This is a genomic window from Corynebacterium sp. HMSC074C05 (assembly GCF_001838325.1).
In the GTDB taxonomy this organism is placed as follows: domain Bacteria; phylum Actinomycetota; class Actinomycetes; order Mycobacteriales; family Mycobacteriaceae; genus Corynebacterium; species Corynebacterium amycolatum.
On the sequence record NZ_KV836285.1, the window covers coordinates 292,611 to 312,321 of the forward strand.

Consider the following 19,711-nt stretch of genomic DNA (forward strand, 5'->3'; position numbering starts at 1 on the left):
CGGAAAACGTTGCGACACCCCACAGGCTACGCTTTGTGCGGAAAACTGGCGCGAGATGAATAAACCCCGTGGAAAAAATTTTGCCATGATGGGAGTTATGGGATTCCTGCGTCGCGCATTTACTTCGATTGCGCCCTCGATTGCGTCTACGGGCAACACACCTGTAGCTCAGCCAATCGAAACCACCAGGACAGTGCGAGCTGCACGAGCAGCGCGAACGGGAATTACAGGAGTCGCTGGCACAGCTGGCATGGCCAAAGCGCTGGGCGCAGTCGGCACCGGCAGTCTGATGGCGACCAAAGTCTTTCGCGAACGCCTCCTAGGTACCGGCCCTGGCACTATCCGCAGCGCACTGCGAGCGGGCATTCCCTCCAACCCCGGTCTAATTGGTGCAGAAATTGCGTCATGGGCTGCCTTTAGCCCCTCGCTGATGCCGCGTACTCGGATCGCCACCGTTACTGTGACCTTCCTGGCACAGCTGGCGGGCCATGTCACCGGGGTGGCTATCGGCTATGGCTACAACACGACGATGCGGCGTCTGGCCAGCACTCCGCTCAGCCGCTTTGCGCCGGCACCTCGACACGAGCGCGCACTGGCCGTGACCTGGCATGTTGCCACCACGGCCACCACCGCGGCGCTGTGGCTGCGCTCCATTTCCCAGCAGCGCGAAATTGGCCGCCTGGTGGGCAAGGATGAGCAGGAATCCGCACGCAGCCAGTTCGCCTCCACAATGATTGCCAGTGGTCTCTACCTGACCACTCGGGGGCTCTCCGCGCTGGCCAATCGCGGCTATGACTTACTGCGGGACAACCTCCGCCCCTGGCTGCCGCGCGGTCTCGCCCCGGTTCTCAGCGGTGCCATCGTCGGTGGTGCCGTGGCCGCCAGCATTGATCGACTGCTTATCCGTCGGACTTTGGAGTCCATCGCCAAGAAGTCCCGATACCTGAATACCCTGGTAGTTCCAGGCCGCATGCAGCCCTGGGAGCCGGAACGTTCCGGGAGTCCATGGTCTTTGGAGCCGTGGTACGCACTCGGCGCCGAGGGGCGCGTCTTCGTCGCCGAAGGCCCCCGTGCCCGAGATTTGGCGGTGGTCACTGGCAAGCCGCTCTCCGAACTGCAGGAACCCATCCGCATTTATGCGGGCAAGGTGCCAGGTCGTTCTCTGCGGGAACAGGCGGAGCTCATCATCCGCGAGATGCACCGCACCGGCGCGTTTCGGCGCGATCATCTGGTTGTCTTCACCACCACCGGCACCGGTTGGGTGCCACCGTGGTCGGCGCAGGCTGCAGAGTTCTTGACCCTTGGCAACTGCGCCACTGTCGCTCTGCAGTACTCTGACCTCCCCTCCCCAGTGGCATGGCTAACGGACCACGAAACCCCAATCGCGGCTGGCCACACCCTTATCCATCGGGTGTTGCAGGAAGTCGACAAGATGCCGGAGAACGACCGGCCAAAGGTCTACGTCGCCGGTGAATCCCTCGGCGGGTTTGGCGGTCTCGGCGTATTCGAGAATTCCGCTGACATGCTCGCACGCGTCGACGGTGCTGTCTGGACGGGCGCACCACAGTTCTCCGCGATGTGGAAAGAGCTGACGCACCGTCGGACAAAGGGGTCTCCGGAAATCGCTCCAGTCATCGACGAGGGGCGAAACATCCGCTTCGCTACGCGCCCCGACGAGCTGTACCACTCCTTCTATGGCACCAAGTTCGGGCCGTGGGAATTCCCGCGCGTCGCATTCCTGCAGCATGCCTCTGACCCCATCGTTTGGTGGGATTACCCACTGGCCTGGCGCCGCCCCGACTGGCTTGCAGAGCGCGTCGGCCGCGATGTTCTCCCCTCCATGCGCTGGCATCCGTTCGTCACCTTCTGGCAGGTGCTTATCGACGGCCTCGCCTCCGTCACCGTCCCCGGTGGTCACGGCCACCGGTACGAGGAAGAAATGTTGCCAACGTGGGCTTCCATCCTCGACATTCCGCTTGACGACGACCTGGGTGGCGCAGCCGGAATGCGCTTCAAGCGCGTGAGTAAGTGGATTCGCCGCACTCAGCCGCCGCGTTCATAAACTTGTGACAGATATCCCTGAACAGCATTTTTTATGAATTTCGCATTAATTGTATTGCTTAAATGGTTGCGCATCCACTCATCTTGAGTACCATCGACGGCACAACCTAAAAACGTGTTGAGGAGGAATTTTCCTAATGACTAAGTACGAACTTCCTGAGCTGGATTACGCTTACGACGCTCTGGAGCCGCACATCTCCGGCGAGATTATGGAGCTGCACCACAGCAAGCACCACGCTAATTACGTCAACGGCGCCAACGCTGCTCTGGAGAAGCTCGCTGCTGCTCGCGAGTCCGGCGACTTCGCAGCTGTTACCGGCCTGTCCAAGGACCTGGCCTTTAACCTGGGTGGCCACACCAACCACTCCCTGTTCTGGAAGCTGCTGTCCCCGAACGGTGGCGGCCAGCCGACCGGTGAGCTGGCTGAGGCTATCGAGCGCGACTTCGGCTCTTTCGAGAAGTTCCAGGCTCACTTCAACGCTGCTGCTCTGGGCCTGCAGGGCTCCGGCTGGGCTGTTCTGGGTTACGACACCATTGCAGAGCGCCTGGTTATTGAGCAGATGACGGATCAGCAGGGCAACCTGTCCATCAACCTGAAGCCGGTTCTGCTGCTGGATATGTGGGAGCACGCTTTCTACCTGCAGTACAAGAACGTCAAGGCTGACTACGTCAAGGCTGTCTGGAACGTCTTCAACTGGGATTACGCTGCAGAGCTGTTCGCAGCTGCCAAGTAATTTCAGCTAACAGCGCGCGGCTTTTTACGCGTCCCTGCCGCGCGCTAAAGATGGCTTACCGGCTCGCTGACGGGGCTTACCCTCAGCGGGTCGGTTTTTTGTGTCTTGTTTGAGACCACTTTTGGTATTTCCCGGGCGGCACACGTAGCCGTCGTTTAGCGTTAGTGCCCATGAACACCAGCAACAATGTCAACGTCGCCTATGAATACCTCGCCGTAGCTGATTCAGAGGCGGCGAAAATCGCTGTCGTCAGTTTGGACCGCGGAGACAAACTCAACGGTCTAACACTTGAGATGCTGACCGAGCTGTCCGCCGTCGCCCGGAAACTGGCAGCTGACCGTGATCTGCGTGGCGTAATCCTACGTGGCGAGGGCAAATCGTTTTGCGCTGGACTCGATTTCGCCTCGGCATTTAAGAAGCCCTCACGCATCCTGCGCTCATTCGTCCCCGATATCCACGGCACAAACCTGTTCCAGCGCGCCTGCTGGGACTGGCGAGGCCTGCCGGTGCCGGTCATTGCGGCGGTGCATGGGCACTGCTACGGCGGTGGTCTACAGATTGCACTAGGTGCTGATTTCCGCATTACTACGAGCGATGCCAAGTGGTCAATCCTCGAAGCGAAGTGGGGACTGATTCCGGATATGTCCGGTATGCGAACCATCCTCGATGAGGTCAGCGCCGATACTGCACGTTGGCTGACCATGTCTGGCGAAGAACTCAACGGCAAGGAAGCAACTGAGATCGGTCTGGCGACGTGGGCCGTGGACACGGAGGACGCTGCACTCAAGCTGTCCAAGGAGAAGTTGGCACAGCTGGCGACACGCTCGCCGGATCAGCTGGCGGCGACGAAGCGGCTTTTCCGCGATGTGCACCGCTCTCCTCGCGCAACATTCCGTGCCGAGCGCACACAGCAGCTGCTGCTGTTAGCCCGCAAGAACACGGCCATTATTCGCAATGCTGCGATGAAGAAGGTCTCACCTAAGTTCGCCCGGCGCGGCACGTGGGCGCGTGGTTAGCGCGCTAAGGAACCGGCAGGTCATCCCCATGCGGCAGGTCCGCGGCCGCGCGCTGTGAATCCAGCCAGTCGCGGACGTGGGCTACCGATCGGCAGTCATCGCCGTTGTAGCGCAGCAGCATGGCGCGAGCCTCGGCTTGCGTGAGCTTTTCAAAGGACTGTTCCGAGACAAAGTCAAGGTCAGTGGCCGTCGCAATGCGATACAGATCCAGCGATGCCTCGCCGTCAACATCGGCGTCGCGCCAGTGGAAGCCCGACCACGGGGCCACGACTTTAAGCCCCATGCCGACGGTGGAGAGGATCTGGCGACGGGCGACCTTCAGCATGTCCACCCAGTCCTCCGAGGCAATGAACTTGTCCACTTCTTCGCGGGTCGGCACCCGCACAATCTTTGTCGGGCCAGCTGCCTCGGAACTGGAACCAGCCGCATCGCCTGTAGCCAGCTCCGCCGAATCTGCGGGCACCACAAATTCCTGGCCGCCGAACCGGGTGGCGCTCTGACGCAGCCAATAGTTCTCACCCTCTGCCGCCCAGCAATAGGCGCGGAAGGTCTTGCCTTGTTCATGCGCCGCATTTCGACGACGCATCAGGTAATCCCAGAAAATCGCAAAGTTCCTGGCCTCTGCCGTGCCACCGAGCCCTTCTGGCCCCGGTGGCTCCCAGGTGATAAACCCGCGGTAGTCCTCCCCAGGCACCCACGTTCCCCACAGGTAGGCGCCATCGTTGGGGTACGCCTCCATATCGATATCCATCTCAATATCGCCACGCGGGGCCGATGTCTTAGCGGCTACCCGGAGCGCGTCGACGTCGGCAAGCCGCGCCCTCGCCATCCACACCTGCTCCTTGCTGACGTGCGGAGTGTTGGTACTGGCCTGCGCCAGTGCCGTGACTGTGTCGATGCCCACACTGCGCAACCGCATGGACTTATCGCCAGGTAGGAGGAGGGAAATATCGTCACTTGCGGTCAGCTCATCCAAGCAAAGGTCGTGGTGACGGCAGGTTCGGCACTCCCGGATGCGCCGTGGCGCCAGCGGCCAGGTGCCTGGCGTAAACCGTGACGGTCGCCCCTGAGTGGCAGCGACGGCATCACGCGCATCCCGCAACGCCATCCGGTACGAGGCCACGCGCGAACCTTCATCGGCAATGACAATATGCCGTGTATCCAGGTTCATCCCGGTGGCACTAATCGCCCCCACCAGACCACAGGACACGCCCAGGCGGTGCAGTATCGCCGCTGCCTGCCCAAGCTTCACAGCATCGGGTCCGTAATGCCGTAGCTTCCACTCGTCCGTGACAACCATCGCCTGACGCAGGGTCCGCCCCATCACGCCAGCACGCCCGAGCCGATCAACGCCCAGCAGTCGCACCTTCATCGCCGCCGCACGCGCCGCATTGCTTGACGACGGCTTACGCCGCCGGCCCGGTTTGCGCGCAGAGAGCAGGTGCCGTGTGACAACCAGGACCGGCATGTACGTCGGTGAGGTCGTCTGTGGTGAATCATCGACCTTGACCAGCAGATCGGGGTGGCAAATCTCGTCGATTCCCGAGTACACCCCACCGGGAATCGGACGCTCATGCATGAGCACGCCACCGGTGATGACGCTTTCTCCGCGGGCGATGGCCTCAAGGGTATCCAGGTGAGCGTCCGGTCCCGAGGCCACTGTGTACAGGCCGGGGATGGACGCGATGGACGTCGGCAAGCGGTGCTCATGGTGAGAAGCAGGTTCGACTAGCCGCCCCTCGCGGAGGTCGAGGCTCAGCCGGTAGCGGCAGCCGATGAGGTCGCTCGCGTGGAGAAGCGGGCGCGAAACGGATGAATCAGTCACAATGAGAATTAGCGTATCGCCACTCGGTAGGAAGTTTCACGTTAAGCTTGGATAGCAAGAATCGTGATGCAGCCACTGCATCTGGCAAGCGCACTCCGGCGCGGTGGGGTTTACGGGTTTTCCGCCCCACTTTTCCGGAGGGACTATCTGCGAGCAACTAGGCGAAGGAAAAAATGAGCTTCTTGGGTGACATCCGTGAGCGTCGGCGCGAAACCGCCAAGCAGGTGAAGGCTGCCAAGGCGAAGGCTAAGGAAGAGGCTCGCCACGCAGCTCGACTTAATCGCAAGGCACATAAGGCTGAGGTCAAGGCCGCTAAGCGCGACCAGAAGCACCAACACAAGCTGGAGCTGAAGGAGGCCGCTGGCCGCGTTCGTTCTGAGGAAAAGCTCGGTAAGAAGGAACTCAAGCTGGAAAACCGTGCTCTGAAGCGCGCGGAGAAGATCCGCAAGGCGAGTGCCAAGGACGAGAAGAAGGCGCTGGCCGCCAAGCAGCGCCACCAGACCAAGATGGCCGAGAAGATCCTGCAACAGCAGCGCAGCCAGGGCTTCAACAAGGACAAGGCAAAGTCGTGGATCGGTGGCGCACGCCTGCTGGTACCGGTGCTGGTTCCGCTGGCCTACCGCGCCATCACTGCCATTCAGCGCCGTGAACACTCTTCGGCCGCGCAGAAGTTCGGTGTTTCCGCTAATGATGCCGCTCGTTACCAGGGGCACGGTGCGCCGCTGCTGGCCCGCATTGAGGCCACTCGTGGTTCACTGACAGAGCTGCGTAAGTCGGGTGTCAAGGGTACCGATGGTTTTATCAAGGACGCCAACTCGCGTCTGGATGTCATGACTGACGCCATTAACACTGCCGAGAAGATGACCCCGGAGCAGCGTCGTCGCGCACACCACTCCATTACCGCAGAGCTGGATTCTCTGGATCGCCAGATCATTTCGGAGCTGGGCGCGTAAACCTGGCCGCTTCGGGTTAAGGCCACTCGCCGAGATTCGTCGAACTAAGCGCGACTGTTGTTGAGCAGCAATAGTCGCGCTTTCGCTCTTAGTACCCCCGTATCGGGCTATTTTCTCCCTCCGATGGCGCTACGGACTGAGAACTACTGTAATGAGGGCTATGCCATCTTCAGATAAATCTCAGACTGCAGCCTCGGATCTGAACGGCGCAGTCTCGAACAGCGACGCAACAGCCCAAAAGCCATTCACCCCTACTCGTCGTGCCGTACTGCGTGCCGGCGCTACCGGTGCTGCTGCTGGCGCCATCGGCCTGGCGACCGCTACTAGTGCGGGGGCCAATCCTGAGTCGCAGTCCCCAGCTAATGCTGGCGGTTCTGGTGGTTTTCAGGTCTTCCAACACGGTGTGGCCTCTGGCGATCCACTGCCGGACTCCGTTCTTATCTGGACTCGTGTGACATCGCACCCAGGCGACACCGCAGGTGCAAACCAGGGCCGCCCTGTTGCACTGAAGTGGGAAGTCGCTTCTGATGAGGGCTTCGGCAACATCGTTGCCTCTGGTGCCCTGAACACCGACCCGGATGCTGACAACACCGTCAAGATCGATGTCAAGGGTCTCTCCGCTGATTCCTACTACTTCTACCGCTTTACCGTCACCGCTGGTAATCACGCGGGCCAGGTTTCCCCGATTGGCCAGACTCGCACTGCGCCGCCGGTGAACTCCTCGCCAGATCACCTGGGCATCGCGCTGACCTCCTGCGCTAACTGGGAAAGTGGCTTCTTCTCCGCTTACCGCGATATGGCGGAAAATGACCGCATCGACATCATTATGTGTGTCGGTGACTACATCTACGAGTACGAGGCCGGTGGCTACTCCGGCAAGGGCCCGGTTCGTGACCACAAGCCGGCTCACGAGATTATTTCTCTCGCTGACTACCGCCTGCGCTACGCCACCTACCGCACCGATGCGGACCTGCAGGAAGCTCACCGCGCAAAGCCGTGGATTGTGACCTGGGATGACCACGAGGTCGCCAACGATGATTGGCACAGTGGCGCTGAGAACCACGACCCGGAGACCGAAGGCGACTACGTTGCCCGCCGCGACGCCGCTATCCAGGCTTACCTGGAGTGGCTGCCGGTTCGCGCTGTCCCCTTCTCCCAGGGCGGCAAGCTCTACCGCAGCTTCCGTTTCGGCGATCTCGCCGACCTGACCATGCTGGACCTGCGCACCTACCGTGACCAGCAGCTGAAGTTCATCCGCGCTGGCGAAACCGATGATGAGAGTCGCTCCATGCTCGGCTCTGAGCAGTTCAATTACCTGCTCGGCCAGTGGCGTTCCTCGAGCGCAAAGTGGCGTGTCGTGGGCAACTCCGTCATGTTCACTCCAGTGCTGGTTCCGCCGCTGGATCCGGAGGCCACTCGCGCTGTCACTGAGCTGCTGAGCTTGCCTCAGGACGGCCTGCCGTACAACTTGGATCAGTGGGATGGCTACGCTGCTGAGCGTCGTAAGCTGATTGACATCATGGGTAAGGAGGGCTACGACAACGTTGTCTTCCTCACCGGCGATATTCACTCCTCCTGGAACTGCAACGTACCGAAGGTCCCGGGCCAGTACCCGAGTGCCGGTATTGCCGCCATTGAGATTGTCTGTACTTCCGTCAGCGCCCCGAACATCGATGACATTGTGAAGCTGCCTCAGGACAACCCGATTTCCTTGGCTGCTACCGCTGGACTCAAGGCTGCGAACCCGTACGTCAACTACCTCGAGTTCGACCGCCACGGCTACACCGCTGTCTACTTCGGCCGCGAGGACGTTACCTCTGAGTACCGCCTCGTCGAGGTCAAGGAGGAACCGAACCAGCCACTTTTCGTCGCCGCTACCTACCGAGGCAAGCCTGGTGAGGGCATGACCCAGGCTTAAGCGCCTTCTCATCCTTTCGCTTTCCGACGACCACTGAGAGCGCACCCCGCATTGCGCTCTCAGTAGCGTAGTTGCTGTTCACGACGGCCCTGCACAACATGCAGGGCCGTCTTTTTATTACCCCAAGTTCTTGTGCACAATTAATCGAATTATTAACAAACCATGTATTCGATATAAGTTGCACAATCTAACTCAATTATCGTCAATAGACATTAAATTTCTTTGCACTTATACTGTGAGGGAAAGAAAACAGGGCTTGATATTAATTTGAAATTTCACCGTATTGAAGTTTCACCGTAAGCCTTCTTCATTATTACAAGTTCAGCACCAAGCTTAGGCAGGGATTCTATGGCACGCCGCGAACTAATTCAGTACATCGACGACCTTGATGGGACTCCGCTTGATTCCGCAGATCACCAAGTCGTTCGTTTCTCTTTCCGCGGTAAGAACTACATTCTCGACCTCTCTCAGGAAAATGCTGAGAAGTTCGAGCAGGTATTAGAACCGTATATTGCGAACGCTTCTATTGATCACAGCACGGTTGTAGCTCCGCGTAAGCGCTCTTCCGCTAATCCCAATGCCGCTGAGGCCCGTGATCGCAATCGCAAGATTCGCCAGTGGGCACGAGAGAATGGCATGGATGTTGCAGACCGCGGTGCGCTGCCAAAGCACATTATTGAAAAGTACGAGAGCGCTAACTAGTTCTCACCCAGGTTCGTTTGCCTTCCACTGGATGTCATCCAGCTTCACTATCTTAAAGACAGGGTCCCGCCACAGCGGGGCCCTGTTTTAAAGTTGGGGCAGGTGATTCGAGTCGCTAGGATAGCGGCTGGAATTGGCACACCGGCCTCATCCGGTTGTCTTACTTTTCTTATCCTTGACATGGAGGAGTCGGCCCGTGGTTATTTTGGAACCATTTGTTTGGCTGGTCTCGTTTGTCCTTAAGGCGTGGTACCTTTTACTGGCCTCAGTGTTTCACCTGCCATCTTCTCTGTCCTGGACGCTTTCTCTCTTCCTGCTGGTGTTTACGGTGCGTGGCGCTCTGGCGTTTCTCGCGTTCCAGCAATTTATCTCGGCGCGCAAGACGGCCAACCTACGGCCGCAGCTTTTTATACTCAAGGAGCGCTACCGCAGGAGCATCGAGCCGAACTCGCCACAATACGTAAACTTTGCCAGCAAGGAAATGCGCAAAGCCGAAGGTATTAAGACCTCCGTAATGCTGGCGCCCCTCTTCGTCCAGATTCCCGTGATTATGGGCCTTGTTCGCATGCTGAGGCACATGCTGCGGGCGTCTGAGGGGCCTGGACTGCCTGCGTCTCATAATGTCGGATTCATCTCTAAGGATGAGATTTCCGACTTTCTGAGCGCGACATTCTTGGGGCAGCCTCTACCCGCGTATCTGCGCATGGACCCGGAGCAACTACAAATCCTTGGGGGCAATCATGATTCGCTGTTAGCTTTCTGCATTATCGGCATCGTGGCAGCGGCCATTTTCACCGGTTTTAACTTGGTCATTTCCTACCGCCGGTTGCAGCGCACTCTCGACTATTCCAATAGCGTCAGTGTATTCCTCAGCAAATTCATGCGCGTAATGCTTATCTACGCACCGCTGATGATCCTCTTCGCGGGGTTCTTTGGCCCAACACCTGTGGCTCTAATTGTCTACTGGGTCACCAATAACTTCTGGACACTGACCCAAAATATTATTCTCACCCGCTATGTAGAAAAGACCTACCCACTCACGGACGATTTCCGAACTCTGCAAAACCACCAAAAGGGTGAATACGAATCGGAGCGGGAAGAAAAGAAGAAGTTAAAGCAGGCCAAGCGTCGCTTTTATATCAAATCCGCATTCGCTCCGTGGAAAATAAAGCAGTATAAGAGCGAATATGCCGCTATTGAGAAGGAATCGCGGGACCGTCGTAAAGCAAAGCAGGACGAAGAATATGCCCAGGCTTTGAAAATTGCGAAGGTTCGCTACATGGTGACCCAGATGAGGCCTGGCGCTCAGGACAATTTGCCGTCCCTGACGCAGGATATGAAGATTTCCTCGGGTATAGTTCCGCCGCTTCCCGGCCTGGCTAAAGTGCGGGCAGACATGAAACGACAAGCCGAGAAAGCACAAAAGGCGCAGAAGCGGCCGAAACCAATTCTGATTGCAAAGAACCTGGGAATGCTGCTCGGCCAGAATACGAAGAATATGGTTAAGAAAGCCACCGGCTCAAAGGAGTCGGACTGGAAACGCTTCCGGGATTAGCCCGTGAGCAAAAGGCGAGAACTAGGGCGCGTTAAAAAAGGGAATTAGGTATTTACGTGACCAAGTCACGGGCCAGGTCGCGCGCCATCTGCAGCGGGTTCAGATCCTTGGACATCTTGGCACCCGCGAGGCCGCCGTCGAGGTAGAGCAACAGCATATTTGCGTGAGCAGACGGCATACTAGATTCATTTTCAGTCAGCAGCGTGTGTAGCTGTTGCCAAACCCAGGAGCGGTGATCGGCTGCGGCCTGGCGGATGTCCTGCTCCGACTCCGTTTCCGGCCGTGGATATTCACTAGCCGCATTCTGGAAGTGTGAACCACGGAAGTCGATTGCCGGCTGCTCCGCAATACACTGATCGAAGAAAGCGAGAATCTTCTCCGCCGGGGTATCCAACGAGGCCACTCGCTGCTCCCAAGCCTCCCGCCATTTGGCATCGAGGTCTTGCAGATACGCGATGACCAGCTTGTCCTTGGATCCAAACAACGAGTACAGGCTGGCTTTGGCGACATCAGCTTCCCGCAGGATGCGGTCAATGCCGACAACGCGGATGCCTTCCGTTGTAAACAGAGCTGTCGCTGATGTCAGGAGGCGCTCCCGCGGACTGGGGCGGTTACGACGGCGAGAGGAAGCGCGGCCGCCTTTTGCGCCCTTGCCCGTTGTCGCTTCTGCCACGGCAGTACCTCTCGTCCTTCCAAAGTCACACCCCGTTATAACAGCTGCTTACTCGCAGATATCGGCGTTCGCGTCATTGCTTTCGCAACACTGAGCAGGGCGTTTATAGTTTGTGATATTCCATTGTAGGCGCATCTGCGACTGTGATTTTGTAAAAGAACAAACTAGTCAGTCTTTCAGCCTCTAGTCCTACTTTAGCGTGCGATGATTACTGCCCCCAACAGATGTCGCGACAACCGCAGAACGCCAACTTCACGACAACCGCACAAGAAAAAGGGCATCTCAATGTTAATGAGATGCCCCGCGCTCTAGCTCACTATCCAGTAGATAGCAGCGTTACGACGCTTTGTGCTGAGCTGTGCTGTTTTTCTTGGTTGTTTTCTTGGTTTACTTACGCTTCTGAACCAGGCCGACAATCCACAGCAAAATCACGGCGCCGAGCAGACACGTAAGGAAGCTGAAGATCATTCCACCACCGGCGACATCAATGCCGAACAGGGTGAGCAGCCAACCGCCGAGGAAGCCACCGACAATACCGACGACGATATTCAGGACGACGCCCATCGAAGCATCGGTGCCCATAATCTTGGAACCAATCCAACCGGCAAGGCCACCGATGATAATCCAGCCGAAGAAGCCCAGAGAGGGGCTAAAGGAGGCAGCAAGAAGAATCTCGTTCATGATAGATATTCCTTTCCGAAATCGTTCTGACTCAACTATAAGGCTTTCCAAAATATCTTGCACCTACTGCAAGCACTATCAGGCCATTTCGGCCACTGGGAAACTAGCGAGATAACAGTCGGATAACCACAGGAAAACCCTTATAGAATCTGTACTTTCTGCATGAAAACGGGGTTTATGCAGACGAGAGGCCCCATTTTTATAAACCGAAGCCGATCTCCGAGACATGTCGGAAACCGGCTAGGTTCTACTTATAAATATTCGGTAACGGTTTCTGTTCTCGGCGCTAAACGCACGTCCACGACCGGCACCGGCGTCTTTTTTCAGCCTCCTCGAAGGGCGCTTTAGGCGTCAGTCTCCGGGCGGACGACCATCATCGGGCAAGCAGCCGCCTGCAGGAGTGCACGCGAGGTGGAGCCGAGCAGCATGCCCTTGAAACCACCGCGGCCGTGGCTGCCGACGACCAGCAGCTGCGAGCCTTCCGAGGCATCAGCCAGAGCACGAACCGGGCGGTCGCGGGTAACGACCTTCTTGATGGCCACGTCCGGGTACTTCTTAGCGTACTTCTCCAGGCGGTGGCCGAGCAGAGCCTTCTGCTCCTCTTCCACAACCTGCCACTGGCTCTGAGCTGCAGAAAGACCGGCCAGGGAAGCCTGTACCTGCATGTCCATCCAGGTGTGAACTGCAATCAGCTCTGCACCACGGGCATCGGCCTCACGGAATGCGTACTCCGTTGCCTTTTCGGAGATATCGGAGCCATCGACGCCGACAACGACCGGGCCGTACTTGGTCTCATCGGTGACCAGGTTGTCCTCGCGGACAACAACAACCGGACACGATGCGTGGGAAACAACAGCGGCGGAAACCGAACCCATGACCATGCCAGAGAGCCCACCCAGACCGCGAGAGCCCATAACCACCATGGTTGCCTGCTCAGACAGGTCGAGCAGCATGTCAATCGGGCTGCCCTCTTCAATCTGGTGGCTGACATCTACCGACGGTGCGAAGTCGAGGGCAATCTTCTTGGCCTCGTTAATCTTCTCCAGGGTTTCGGCCTCAAGATCGTCGTAAAGCTCCTGCGGCGGAACCATGCCCTCTGCGTAGAGGAACTGTGGCATGGAGTAGCTGCTGACCAGACGGAGTGGCTCACCGCGCTTCACTGCGGTGTTAGCGGCCCACTTGACGGCGGTCTTGGATGCCTCCGAGCCATCGACCGCGCACACAATGATGTTCTGCCTTGGCATTGATTGCCTCCTTATTATGCGATCCATAAAAATTGGCTCTCCGCGGCCCGACCGCAACGCAGCTACACCTATCGCACCTGCTTGGACGCCATTTTAATGGACAAGCTTTGCTATTTAGTCAACTCTTCCGAGCCAACCTTTTTATTACTTTCACCTCCACCCTACCCCCATTATGTTGCGACCGACAGGGCAGAATGTTGTCCACCTACGCCATTAGGGGCGATACCAACACCGCTCTGCCACAGCAGCTCCGCTTGCCCGCCAGATGAATCCGGGGCACCTGTTAAAGTCAGCCGTATGCGTCGCATGCCACTGCCCATTCGCGATGGGCTCAACCCATCCCGCATCGCCGCTCCCGGGCGTCGTGGCGATGCCCCCACCCGTGCGTGGGATCTGCTCACAGGCGCTATCGCAGGTCAAACCCACCGCCACCCGGACGATGATGAAGCGGCCGTGGCTAAACGCTTTGCAGATGGGCTCGTCGTTCGCGCCAACTCAGTGCCGTACAGTCCGGATGACATGGTGAAGCCCGGCGCGGAAATGTGGTTTTACCGCACCCCGGCACCGGAGCGCACAATCGCGGGGCCGATGCCGATTGTCTTTCAAGATGACAACCTTGTGGTCGTCGACAAGCCGTCGTTTTTGGCAACGATGCCACGCGGCCGACACATCACGGAAACCGCTGTCGTACGCCTGCGGCGGGAGCTGGGAAATCCGGAGTTGGTTCCCGCGCATCGCCTCGACAGACTGACGTCGGGGTTGCTCATCTTTACCGCCCGGCGCGAAGTTCGTGGCGCCTACCAGGGGCTTTTCGCATCTGGGGAAGTCACTAAGCGCTATCACGCGCTGACATCGCCCACACCCATCGCTGGCGCGACCAGCGAAGCCCTGCCCGAGACCCCGCTGGAATTGCGCACACGACAGCATAAAGTTGCTGGCCAGATGCAGGCTTATACTCTCGAGGGCGAGCCAAACGCCCACACCATCATCGAGCACATTTCGCTTGTCGACGTGCCTTCGGACGCCGACGGCCTCGCTGCCGACAGTGGTCGCGTTGCGCTGTGGCAATTGAAACCCATCACCGGACGCACTCATCAGCTGCGGCTGCACTTGAGTGAGCTGGGCTTTCCCATCCTGGGCGACCAGTACTACCCGGAGATTCTGCCGCTGGAGGCCGAGAATACCTCGGAGCCCCTGCACCTGGTCTGTGTAGAAATGAGTTTCGCTGACCCCGTGACTGGTGAACAACGAACGTTCCATTCCCGCCGCAGCGTTTTCAATCCGCTTTCGCTGCCGGATATTAATTCGCCGTTGATCAAATCTAATTAGAAGAGAACCCCCTCCCCCATGTCTGCCAAGCATGCACAACAATCCGCTAAATCATCCGCTGAATCTTCTTTGGAACATTCCGCCCCACCAGCGGCGGCCTACGCTGAGAGGCTCACCAAGAAGTACGGTGTCGGCAATGCCGCTGTTACTGCACTGGACCATGTCGATATCTCTTTTGCCGCTGGTGAGTTCACCGCGATTATGGGCCCGTCCGGGTCCGGTAAGTCGACACTGATGCACTGCATGGCCGGTTTGGACTCCGCGACGTCGGGAAGCGCGTACATCGGCGCGACGGATCTGTCGAAGCTGTCGGACAAGGAAATCACGGCGCTGCGGCGTGATCGCCTGGGCTTTGTGTTCCAGTCCTTCAACCTGGTGCCGACGTTGACGGCGGCAGAGAACATCACCCTGCCTATCAATATCGCTGGTCGGAAGGTGGATAAGCAGTGGTTCGAGGAAATCACCACGCGCCTCGGGCTTAAAGAACGGCTTACGCACCGCCCCTCGGAACTGTCCGGTGGCCAGCAGCAGCGTGTCGCCTGTGCGCGTGCCATTGTCAGCCGGCCGGAGATCATCTTTGGCGATGAGCCGACGGGCAACTTGGACTCGAACTCATCTCGTGAGGTATTGACGATTCTCCGCGATGCGGTTGATGACATCGGCCAAACCGTCGTCATTGTGACGCATGATGCCACCGCCGCGTCCTACGCAGACCGTGTTGTGTTCCTCGCGGATGGCCGCGTGGTTGACGAGCTTCGCAATCCCACGCCCGCCGATATCTTGGCGCGCATGGCAGATATTGAGAATCTTTAGGAAGGCAGGTCATCTCCCCCATGACATCATCGTCTTCCACGCTGAGCCGCGTCGCCTGGCGCAACATCACCTCGCACAAGTTGCGCCTCGTGCTCACAATTATTTCGGTCGTGCTGGGCACGGCCTTCATCACCGGCGCATTTGTGTTCACATCATCGCTGGACAAGGCCTTTAAGGGCGCAATGAGTACCGCTTATGACGGTGTCGACGTGGTGGTGACGGCCCCTGCTGACAATCCCGGTGCGCTCACCAAAGAAACTGAACAGAAGGTAGAGAACTTCCCTGGGGTGCGCGCCCTCAACATCGGCAATCCCAACAACGGCATTACGGCCACGGGAGCCGATGGCAAGCCGATTCAGACCAATGGTTCGCCATCGTTGGGTCTTCCCTACTATCCAGCGGCCGAAGCAGTGGGCAATAAGGTCACGATTACCGGGGGACACGCACCGGAAGCACCAGGTGAGGTGGTCGTCAATTCCACCACCGCCGAACTCGGCAACCTCCACGTCGGCACTGAAATCAAGGTGGCCACCCGTCTCGAGCGGGCGACGGTGAAGGTTGTCGGCATCGCTGATACCTCCATCGACGAAACCGGCTATCTCACAGTCTTTTTCACCCAGAATCAGTGGCGCGAGCTCTACGGCGAAGACGGACATGCGGACATGTTCACCCTCGCTGCCGATTCCACCACCGACGCCGCCGCACTCACCCGTGACGTCGCGGCTGCGTTCCCCGACCTCAAGGTAGAGGCCGGCTCTAAGCTCGCCGACGAGGCTTCCGAACGTGTCTCCTCCGCCTTAAGCTTTGTTAACTACTTCCTCATCGCTTTCGGGCTCATCGGTCTGCTGGTCGGCATCTTCATCATCTCCAATACCTTCACCATGCTGGTCACTCAGCGCATGAAGGAATTCGCTCTCCTCCGCGCCCTCGGTGCTTCACGACGACAGCTCACTGCGTCCGTCCTCTTGGAGGCATTCATTGTTGGCCTCATCGGTTCTGCACTCGGTGTAATCACGGGGTTTGGGCTGAGCCAGGGGCTATTCATGCTTCTCGATGCCATGAGTATCTCCATGCCCGGCGACGGCCTGACATTCGAACCGGTTGCGGTTATCGTGCCTCTCATTGTCGGCGTGGTAATTACCATGATTGCCGCCTGGACACCGGCGGCCCGCGCTGGCGCAGTCCCTCCCGTAGAAGCCATGCGCTCTGGGGACCAAACACCCAGCAATAGTCTCAGTGCTCGGACGTGGACCGGCGCAGTGCTGGCATCCGCTGCTATTGCAATCATTGCCTGGGCATTGCAGTGGAACGACGCGGAAACCAAGATTCGCGCCATCTTCGTTGGTGTCGGTGCGGTGATGGCCGTAGCCTCCGTCTGGCTTGTCGGTCCTGCGCTGTCCATGCCTCTGATCGGAGGACTGGGGCGCGTCGTAGGTGCGCCTTTTGGAACCGTCGGCAAGCTTGCGGCAACGAACTCTCACCGCAATCCGCGCAGAACGGGAACCACATCGTTTGCACTGACGCTCGGACTTGCGCTGGTGACTGTGATTGGCATGTTCGGCGTGTCCATGAAGGAGGCGGTCAATGAGTGGTCAGAGACCAATCTGACGGCTGACTTCGTGCTCTCACCGCCTCTGACTGCGCATTCGGCTCTGCCTCTTGGTGTCGAGGACGCGGTGAAGGATATCGATGGTGTCGAAGACACCGCAACGTTGTCGATTGGTGCACTGCTGGTGATCCCACCTGAAGAAGCCGCCACGATGATGACTGCCGACAGCGAACAAACTGAAGTCGGACCGGAATCTAGCAATGTGTCGGTTTTCAACTCCAACGTCGGCAAATGGTACGGCACTCGCGCCCTCCAAGGATCCCTTGACCTAGCTATGCCGGATGCGGGAATTGTCATCAGCGAATCAACGGCGAAAAAGAATGGTTGGAACGTTGACACTGAACTTGCAGTGGTTTCCAAAGGCGGCGTAACACGGCTCCCTGTCACTGGCATTTTTGCTGACACAAGAGATCCAGGCCAGTCGATTATTGTCTCCGACGAAGCCGCCCATAAATATGTCAAAAGCAGCCACCTGTTGCCCTTCCAGACCTACGTCGATGTCTCCAATTCCATCGCGGCAGACAGCGGCTCCTTGGATAAAATGAAGCAAAAGCTTAGCGACGCCGTTGCGGACTACCTCGTAGTACAAGTGATGACTGCTAAGGAGTTTGCGGGCCTGGCTAATGCCTCTATCGATGTCATGCTGGGAATCGTGTACGCACTGCTGGCACTGGCGGTCATCATTTCGATTCTGGGAATTATCAATACTGTCGCGCTCTCAGTTGTCGAGCGCCGCCAGGAGATTGGCATGCTTCGAGCCGTCGGCCTGCAGCGCTCGGGGGTTCGCCGGATGATTCGCCTGGAATCTGTGGAAATCTCCATTTTCGGCGCAGTCGTGGGTATTGTCCTCGGCTTGTTCCTTGGCTGGTCACTGCTGACCGTGCTGAAGGATGAGGGCCTGAATACTATTGCGGTACCGTGGCTGCAGGTTGTTCTCATGCTGCTTGGGTCTGCGCTTGTAGGCGTTATTGCTGCTCTCGGACCTGGTCAGAAGGCCGCGAAGACACCACCTCTGGCCGCTATCGCAGACGAATAGCCGCCGCTATATGAAAGCGCCCCGTGCAGATATAGTTTCTGCACGGGGTTCTATTTCGCCTTATTACCTAGGCCGAATCAGCTATCCGACTCACGCATTTCCGCTGGAAATTTATACGGCTGCGTTGGCTTTGCGATCCACGCGTTCACGATTCTTCAGCGCCTTATTGAGAAGCATAAAGAACCACACAAAGCCAACCGTCAGGATAATGTGGCCGAGTCCTGCAATTCCCGAGTACATCGGACCCCAGGCCTCCGGGCCTGAAACAACGTGGACGATACCGTTTGCCACCATCATGCCGATCGTCCAAACAATGCCGACATTCTGAACAATGAACCAGCGATCAAAGCCCTTGACAGCTGAAATATTGAATTGACCATCCAATGCCAGCGCAACCAAGAAAAAGATCATGCCAAGAACAAGGAAATGCGTGTGCAGCGTATTGAGCTGCGTTTTATCGCCAAAATCCATTGCACGGGTAAATTCACGATAGAAAACGCCAGAAAATAGACCAAGACCGAGATAGACCGAAGCGGCTGTGAATAACTTACGCATACTTCGTAGCCTACTCAGATAACACTGGCTTCTAAATGGACTAAACCCAGGGGGTTAAACGAAAGTTTGATACCGCGAAACTAGAGGGCCTCAAACTAACCGCGCGAATCGAGCCACAACACGTTTCGGCACAGCCTTAAATAGAGCCATCACCAGACCATATAGACCGGGTGCGACCTCCGCTCGGCCGCTCTCCGCTGCACGTAACGTGCGCTCCACCAGATAACTGAGATTCTGCTCAGGCATACAACGCAACTTCACCGACTTCGCCTGCTTCACGACGTCCCGGAGCGCCTTGGTCTTAACCTTTCCCGGGTAGCAAATAGTTACAGTTACACCATTAGGCCTTAATTCATCCCTAAGGCTGATACCCCAATGCCGAATAAACGCTTTCGATGCTGTGTACACCGCGAGCCCTGGAGTTGGTGCTACAGCCGAGATCGACGAAACCAGAATAATGTGGCCATCCTCTTCGAATAAATCGTTTAGAGAGTAAACCGCTGCGACCGTTCCGCGAATATTCGTCTGTATCATTTGATCAGCCCGCGAAAAGTCCTGGGTATTAACATCGCCATAATTCGCGTACGCGGCATTGAGGATTAAATAAACTATCGTCGCGTGATGGCGCTCAACACGATTCCGGAGCTTATCGCCAAAATCATCATCGGACTGGTCTAGACGAAGATATCGAAGACGCGAACCTTGGGTCCTAGAGTGTTCAGCGGCCTCGCTGGAAGAATCATCGTTGTAGCTACGAGAGATACACCAGATTTCATCTAGGTCTGGACGTAGCTGCCCGAGCCTATCGGCGAAGACGGCACCTATGCCCCGAGATGCTCCAGTCACGATTCCCACTCGCATGATTTCCAAGATACAGCTGACTGGCTCAGGCAATTAAAACGGCGCCGACCAAGAGTGCTGTATGGGAATAAACATGCCGACAAAAAGATACAGCGTTAAAACACTTACGCTAGTTTATGTTGTTTACTTGTGGGTAAAACAAAAGC

At 57.6% G+C, this 19,711-nt stretch carries 16 protein-coding genes; 10 read left to right on the forward strand and 6 right to left on the reverse strand.

Features of this window, described 5'->3' with window-relative positions; translation table 11 throughout:
• Positions 1–55 precede the first annotated feature (55 nt).
• From HMPREF3042_RS04590 to HMPREF3042_RS04600, 3 genes are all read left to right on the forward strand, one after another.
• Positions 56–2,062 (forward strand): alpha/beta-hydrolase family protein, encoded by a 2,007-nt coding sequence (locus HMPREF3042_RS04590; protein WP_246822314.1) that lies wholly within the window; start codon positions 56–58, stop codon positions 2,060–2,062.
• Positions 2,063–2,198: 136 nt separating this feature from the next.
• Positions 2,199–2,795, forward strand: a complete 597-nt coding sequence (locus HMPREF3042_RS04595) for a superoxide dismutase (RefSeq protein WP_005510435.1) — start codon at positions 2,199–2,201, stop codon at positions 2,793–2,795.
• A gap of 170 nt (positions 2,796–2,965) precedes the next feature.
• A complete protein-coding gene (locus HMPREF3042_RS04600; protein ID WP_069359720.1) occupies positions 2,966–3,811 on the forward strand; it encodes a crotonase/enoyl-CoA hydratase family protein in 846 nt (281 codons plus the stop codon).
• 4 nt (positions 3,812–3,815) lie between these two features.
• Here HMPREF3042_RS04600 and HMPREF3042_RS04605 read toward each other — a convergent pair whose 3' ends face one another.
• On the reverse strand, positions 3,816–5,636 hold the full coding sequence (locus HMPREF3042_RS04605; protein WP_070600967.1) for a ribonuclease H-like domain-containing protein: 1,821 nt from the start codon (positions 5,634–5,636) through the stop codon (positions 3,816–3,818).
• 173 nt (positions 5,637–5,809) lie between these two features.
• On the opposite strand from HMPREF3042_RS04605, the gene HMPREF3042_RS04610 reads away from it, so the two are divergent.
• The 4 genes from HMPREF3042_RS04610 (at position 5,810) to yidC (ending at position 10,764) form a co-directional block, all read left to right on the forward strand.
• The gene (locus HMPREF3042_RS04610) at positions 5,810–6,589 is read left to right on the forward strand and encodes a DUF6474 family protein (protein ID WP_016421682.1); all 780 of its coding nucleotides are present in this window, start codon (positions 5,810–5,812) and stop codon (positions 6,587–6,589) included.
• A 160-nt stretch (positions 6,590–6,749) separates the two neighbouring features.
• Complete coding sequence (locus tag HMPREF3042_RS04615; protein ID WP_224783757.1) at positions 6,750–8,507, forward strand: alkaline phosphatase D family protein; 1,758 nt, start codon at positions 6,750–6,752, stop codon at positions 8,505–8,507.
• Between the two features lie 348 nt (positions 8,508–8,855).
• Entirely contained in the window at positions 8,856–9,209 is a 354-nt protein-coding gene (locus HMPREF3042_RS04620; RefSeq protein ID WP_016421684.1) for a histone-like nucleoid-structuring protein Lsr2, read from the forward strand.
• Between the two features lie 196 nt (positions 9,210–9,405).
• Complete coding sequence (gene yidC, locus HMPREF3042_RS04625) at positions 9,406–10,764, forward strand: membrane protein insertase YidC (RefSeq protein ID WP_070600966.1); 1,359 nt, start codon at positions 9,406–9,408, stop codon at positions 10,762–10,764.
• Between the two features lie 52 nt (positions 10,765–10,816).
• Here the strand turns inward: yidC and HMPREF3042_RS04630 are convergent, their stop codons facing one another.
• From HMPREF3042_RS04630 to HMPREF3042_RS04640, 3 genes are all read right to left on the reverse strand, one after another.
• The gene (locus HMPREF3042_RS04630; RefSeq protein ID WP_016421686.1) at positions 10,817–11,437 is read right to left on the reverse strand and encodes a TetR/AcrR family transcriptional regulator; all 621 of its coding nucleotides are present in this window, start codon (positions 11,435–11,437) and stop codon (positions 10,817–10,819) included.
• 387 nt (positions 11,438–11,824) lie between these two features.
• The gene (locus HMPREF3042_RS04635) at positions 11,825–12,118 is read right to left on the reverse strand and encodes a GlsB/YeaQ/YmgE family stress response membrane protein (protein WP_070437310.1); all 294 of its coding nucleotides are present in this window, start codon (positions 12,116–12,118) and stop codon (positions 11,825–11,827) included.
• Positions 12,119–12,462: 344 nt separating this feature from the next.
• Positions 12,463–13,362, reverse strand: coding sequence for a universal stress protein (locus HMPREF3042_RS04640; RefSeq protein ID WP_016421688.1), 900 nt, complete (start codon positions 13,360–13,362; stop codon positions 12,463–12,465).
• A 297-nt stretch (positions 13,363–13,659) separates the two neighbouring features.
• On the opposite strand from HMPREF3042_RS04640, the gene HMPREF3042_RS04645 reads away from it, so the two are divergent.
• Genes HMPREF3042_RS04645 through HMPREF3042_RS04655 form a run of 3 tightly spaced genes read left to right on the forward strand, consistent with a single transcriptional unit; the run spans position 13,660 to position 18,149 of the window.
• Positions 13,660–14,691: a pseudouridine synthase gene (locus HMPREF3042_RS04645; protein WP_070600965.1), complete on the forward strand. Its 1,032-nt coding sequence runs from the start codon at positions 13,660–13,662 to the stop codon at positions 14,689–14,691.
• An 18-nt stretch (positions 14,692–14,709) separates the two neighbouring features.
• Positions 14,710–15,504: an ABC transporter ATP-binding protein gene (locus HMPREF3042_RS04650; RefSeq protein WP_224783758.1), complete on the forward strand. Its 795-nt coding sequence runs from the start codon at positions 14,710–14,712 to the stop codon at positions 15,502–15,504.
• Between the two features lie 20 nt (positions 15,505–15,524).
• A complete protein-coding gene (locus HMPREF3042_RS04655) occupies positions 15,525–18,149 on the forward strand; it encodes an ABC transporter permease (protein ID WP_070856206.1) in 2,625 nt (874 codons plus the stop codon).
• A gap of 111 nt (positions 18,150–18,260) precedes the next feature.
• On the opposite strand, the gene HMPREF3042_RS04660 is transcribed toward HMPREF3042_RS04655, so the two are convergent.
• Both HMPREF3042_RS04660 and HMPREF3042_RS04665 read right to left on the reverse strand, forming a co-directional pair.
• On the reverse strand, positions 18,261–18,704 hold the full coding sequence (locus HMPREF3042_RS04660) for a DUF2871 domain-containing protein (protein ID WP_070856212.1): 444 nt from the start codon (positions 18,702–18,704) through the stop codon (positions 18,261–18,263).
• Between the two features lie 90 nt (positions 18,705–18,794).
• Positions 18,795–19,550, reverse strand: coding sequence for an SDR family NAD(P)-dependent oxidoreductase (locus tag HMPREF3042_RS04665; RefSeq protein WP_168168125.1), 756 nt, complete (start codon positions 19,548–19,550; stop codon positions 18,795–18,797).
• Between the last annotated feature and the right edge of the window lie 161 nt (positions 19,551–19,711).